The 4,495-nt window shown below is 59.2% G+C and carries 3 protein-coding genes; all 3 read right to left on the bottom strand.

The genetic code is table 11. The features are described 5' to 3' along the window. Window positions 1-31: 31 nt before the first annotated feature. The 3 genes from IE187_RS21035 to IE187_RS21025 all read right to left on the bottom strand — a co-directional run bounded on the left by IE187_RS21035 (window position 32) and on the right by IE187_RS21025 (window position 4,468). Window positions 32-1,681 carry a recombinase family protein gene (locus tag IE187_RS21035; RefSeq protein WP_189677946.1) on the bottom strand — a complete coding sequence of 550 codons (1,650 nt, stop codon included), beginning with the start codon at window positions 1,679-1,681 and terminating at the stop codon, window positions 32-34. Window positions 1,682-2,388: 707 nt separating this feature from the next. After that, a complete protein-coding gene (locus IE187_RS21030; protein WP_189677945.1) occupies window positions 2,389-3,339 on the bottom strand; it encodes a hypothetical protein in 951 nt (316 codons plus the stop codon). 1 nt (window position 3,340) lies between these two features. Further along, entirely contained in the window at window positions 3,341-4,468 is a 1,128-nt protein-coding gene (locus tag IE187_RS21025; RefSeq protein WP_438810944.1) for an ORC-CDC6 family AAA ATPase, read from the bottom strand. Between the last annotated feature and the right edge of the window lie 27 nt (window positions 4,469-4,495).

Below are 4,495 nucleotides of genomic sequence, written 5' to 3'. Positions count from 1 at the left end.
CGGGGTGGAGCAGCCCGGTAGCTCGTCAGGCTCATAACCTGAAGGTCACAGGTTCAAATCCTGTCCCCGCAACCAACTCAAATTGCGAATTCCCCGCTGTGCAAGCAGCGGGATTTTTTGCGTTTGCGGCGATGTGAAGGATGCTCGCGAGATCGCCTTTGAGGTCGATTGTCAGCGCGCTCTCACTTGGCGTCAGGACGACGCTTTCCATCAGCGAGCGCAGCACTTCCGACGCACGCAGTCGCACGATATCGTCACTTTGCTCGAGGGCCTCGTAAAGCTTGTCGAGTTCCTGGCGGTAATGCGTCGCCATTTCCGGATGGAGCAACGGCGGCGGCTCAACCGCGATTGCCAGTTCCTGGTTTAGGAAGCGGCGACGCTCTTCCAGTTTGAGCATTTTGGCGCTTAACGTTTCGCCGTTGCCGCCCCTCAGGATCAGTTCGATCAGCATATCGAGGTCCTTATTGATCCGAGAAATCTCCGCATTCATCGCATCAATCTTGGCACGCCCTTCCATCCGAAGGCGGTTCGTCTCCCGCGTGAATTCTTCGCAGAACCGCTTGAACAGCGCGGGCTCCATCAGCCGGTCGCGAAGCGCACTCAACACGCGGGTTTCGAGCACGTCACGACGGATGTTCACCCGATTGTTGCACGTGCCCTTGTTGCGTGCCGTCGAGCATCCCACCGAAGTCGACGAAATTTGTGAGTAACCTCCACCGCAGACTCCGCACTTTGTCAGGCCGGAAAGAAGATACCGCGCCCTCGCGCGATCGCGGAACGTGGCGATAGCCCCGCCTGGAGGGGCGCTGAGCTGCGTCTGGGCCTGACGGTTCTTGGCGGCGTCCCATAATGCAGCTTCAACAATGCGAAGCGCCGGCACATTATGGGTGATCCATTCCTCGGGCGGGTTCGGCCGGGCCTGCCGCCGGCCGGTCTCGGGATCCTTGATGTATCGTTGCCGGTTCCAGACGAGGCGTCCGGTATATAATTCGTTGTTGAGGATGCCGGTGCCGCGTTTGCTGTTGCCGAGGATCGTGCTGAATCCCCAGGCGCCGCCCGAGGGGCCGGGGATGCCATCCCGGTTCAGGTCTCCCGCAATCTTCTTTGCTGACTTACCGCCAGCGAACTCGCGAAAGATGCGCTGAACAATAGCGCTCTCGTCCGGCTTGATCTTTCGATCGCCGCGACCGACGTCCCCCTCAGAATCCGCACTCCGCACCACAGCATAACCATAGGCGTTGCCGCCGCCGGACTTGCCCTGCTCGACCCTCCCGCGAAGGCCGCGGTGGGTCTTGTCGGCCAGATCCTTCACGAACAACGCGTTCATCGTACCCTTGAGGCCGATGTGCAGATGCGAAACCTCGCCCTCGGCCAAGGTGACGATCTTCACATTGCCATAGACCATCCGCTTGAACAGCCCGGCGATGTCCTCCTGATCCCGCGAAAGCCGATCCATCGCCTCGGCGAGCACGCACTGAAATCGACCCCGCGTGGCGTCCGTGATCAGCGCCTGAATTCCAGGGCGCAGCAGTGAGGCGCCTGAGACTGCGTGATCCGAATATTCTTCAACGACCTGCCAGCCTTGCTTTTCCGCAAAGGCACGGCACACCTGAAACTGGTCGTGAATCGACGCATCGCGCTGATTGTCGCTCGAGTAGCGAGCGTAGAGGCCAACCTTCATGGCGCATGCTCCAGATCAGGGGCGGGTCTCCACATAGTCCCGCATCTTTTCTGCATAATAACGCCGTGCTGACGATTGGGCTAGTATTGTAACCAGCTCCAGCAAACGCGAATCGGGCCCACCGACGGGATCATCGTCGTTGGACGGCATCGGTTTGCTATCGTCTGACTTCGCCATCTTGCAGATCCCGTGAGCCTCTGGTCGACGTGATACGGCTCTATCAACTTATCGGGCAAACCGTGGAGGCTCCTTCCGCATCGTAGAACCTGCGGTCTGCGGATAGGATTCGACACTGGCGGCAACGCTATCGAACGCGAGCGTAGTAGAAAGACGTGAGATTGGCGGTTCTGGAGACGCCTCGGAAGCAAGCCTTGTGGTGCGGTGGTCTGGGCTACTGCGTTGGCATGGCACCTTTAGTGGAGGGATAACCGGCTGCTTTCAGCATGATTCTGGCGATGCGCTGACGGGCTGCTCTTGGGGTGATTCGTGGGTGGAAACCGGAATGGCCGGTTTGGAGCTACCAGTCGAGGTTAGCCGACGTTCATTCAGGATCACGCGTCGACAGCCACGCGCGTCATTCGTGCCGTTCAGCCGGCCGATACTGACCCCTAAAAGCTGTCGTTCTGTATCAATGTCGAACCAGCGTGCTGTATTCCTGCTTCGAAACCCGTAGGATTAGCGGGAGATCGTTCGACGGAGCGGTCCAGTCATAGATGAATAGGGTAGACCCAGGATCGACCGACGCCTGTAGAGGTCTCTTTGTCGTAGTTTGGGCTCAACGGATAGATGATCGAGGTTGGTGTCCCGCGCATGTATTTGAGATAGTAGAGACCGAAGCCAACAGCTTGGGGCTTGGTCGCGAGCGGCGAAAAATAGATGTTGGTGACGCGACGCCGTGTCCCGGCGGTCCGGACAGCCGACGCCAGCGAAGCGGCCACGACGAACGGGTCATTGGCGCTGCTATATTGGACCTCGTCGCCGACCCGCGAGCGCTCGCTGCTCACCCGATCCAGCCTCAGGATGCTCTCATGATACATGTCGGCGCTGAGCGACGGGAAGCTGTGCAGTTCCACGACCCGGGCGTTTTCTTTGGCCTGGATTGCGTGCGAGATGAGATGGTGATCATAGCCGATGCCGATCATCAGTAGGTCGCCGGTGGTATCCGCATCATGGGCGCCGACATAGCCCTCCACCGAGACCACCCGAACATCTTCGCCGATGGAAAAGCGCGTCTCGGCTCGGCGCGAATATTGCGCAGGCTCGGTATATAGGAGGTCGAATTGGGTGACCCCGATATCCTGAAGATGCGCCATCAGGAAGAGGATGTGCGGCCGCATCAACCCGGTGATATCGATGCAGAGGCGCTTATCGACGCCGGGGTCAAAGCCGCTGCCAGCGAGGCCTGCCTTCACGACCTGCGCTTCCGTGCCGCGAGTCAGCACGACGGGATTGTCGAGGTCGGCTAGATCCTCGGGGCGGTAGCCATATTCCGGAATCACCCACCAGCTGCGACGCTTGGCCAAGACATGCGGGAAGACGGTTTGGACCCGCTGGCTGTTGTTGTAGGCGGATATGAAGAGATCCCAGTTGTCCCCGCGCGCGGCGACGTCACTCAGCTCGATTTTGGCGTCGAGCAGCGCCCCGATATCGTGCTGCATGTCAGATCAGCCGCGGGTCCGTTGGAGTGTCTGACCTCGATGGTTTGACGAGACGCGCGAGCCGCTTTTTCATCAGGTTCGGAAGCTCGGCGCGGTGCGCCGGATCAAGCATGGCATCGGCAAGGTCGCGTTGCAGTTCGATCGTGCCGCGACGATGTTCGGACACTTCCCAGCGAGGCGCCAGCATCGGCCCGAGCTGATAGAGTGCGTCGATCCGCTTGCTGTTCTTGTTGCGCCGCCCCTCTTGCAGCTTGACGAGATACGACCAGTTTTCCGCGACCATCAAGGTTCGCCGGCTATTTTCGCTGAGCAAGTCCCATGGCACGCTAAAGGCGCAAAGCGCGCATTCGGACGGCGAATGGCTAAGGCGGACGGTCCGAAATAACACCGCTATGCTTTCGACAGCGTCGCGAACCTGAAGGCCGCCACTCGGCGGCTGAGCGTCTTCCCAGAACCAGGACGCGCCATCACGAACGCCATCGGATTGCGACTTAACGGAAATCACCCCGCTCATGAAGGGTTCTTCGCCGGCGAAGCGGCTACGCCGGAAGATGTGCTTCAAATTGACGAGCAGGTTGCGGGTGATTCCTTGTGAAAGCTCCACCATTGTCCCGAAGCCCGCATAGGGAAGCCGTCGGCCATAATCGTGGAAGAGCTGGGCGAGGATATCAGACGAAAAATAGGATATCAGGCTGGCAAGATCGGAGCCGGTGTCGCGATCACCTAACGACAACGCGCGCGCCTGATCGCCGACTGTGGCTGCTAGAGCGACCGCGTCGTTGCGGTTGGTGGGCCATGATTTTCGGAACTGGAAGGCCGCGGCTTTTTCAAGGAAGCGATGCTCAGGGACCAGCATCACATCAAGGATGTCATTGATTGCCGGCGCATCCAAGCTGAGACTGGTCTTGAGATCCGCAGCGAGCTTGCGATGATAGGGCGCGAGCTGGCTGTCCTTCTGCGTCGGAAGAAGTCGATCGACCGACCGCCAATTGTTACGAGCGTCCAGCTCTTCAAAATAGGAATCGATCTCATTCTGAGCAGCAGCGGCGTAGCCTACGCGCTCCAACCGTTTGCCTATTAGAGCCCGACCGAAAATTGAGTTGAGCGATTTCAGTAGCTTGTGATTCACCGGGGTTTGCGAAGACCACGAGGATCA

The sequence above is a fragment of the Sphingomonas glacialis genome (assembly GCF_014653575.1).
Classification (GTDB): Bacteria; Pseudomonadota; Alphaproteobacteria; order Sphingomonadales; family Sphingomonadaceae; genus Sphingomonas; species Sphingomonas glacialis.
The sequence above is the reverse complement of the archived record's forward strand: the minus strand, read 5'-3'. Positions and strand labels throughout refer to the sequence as shown.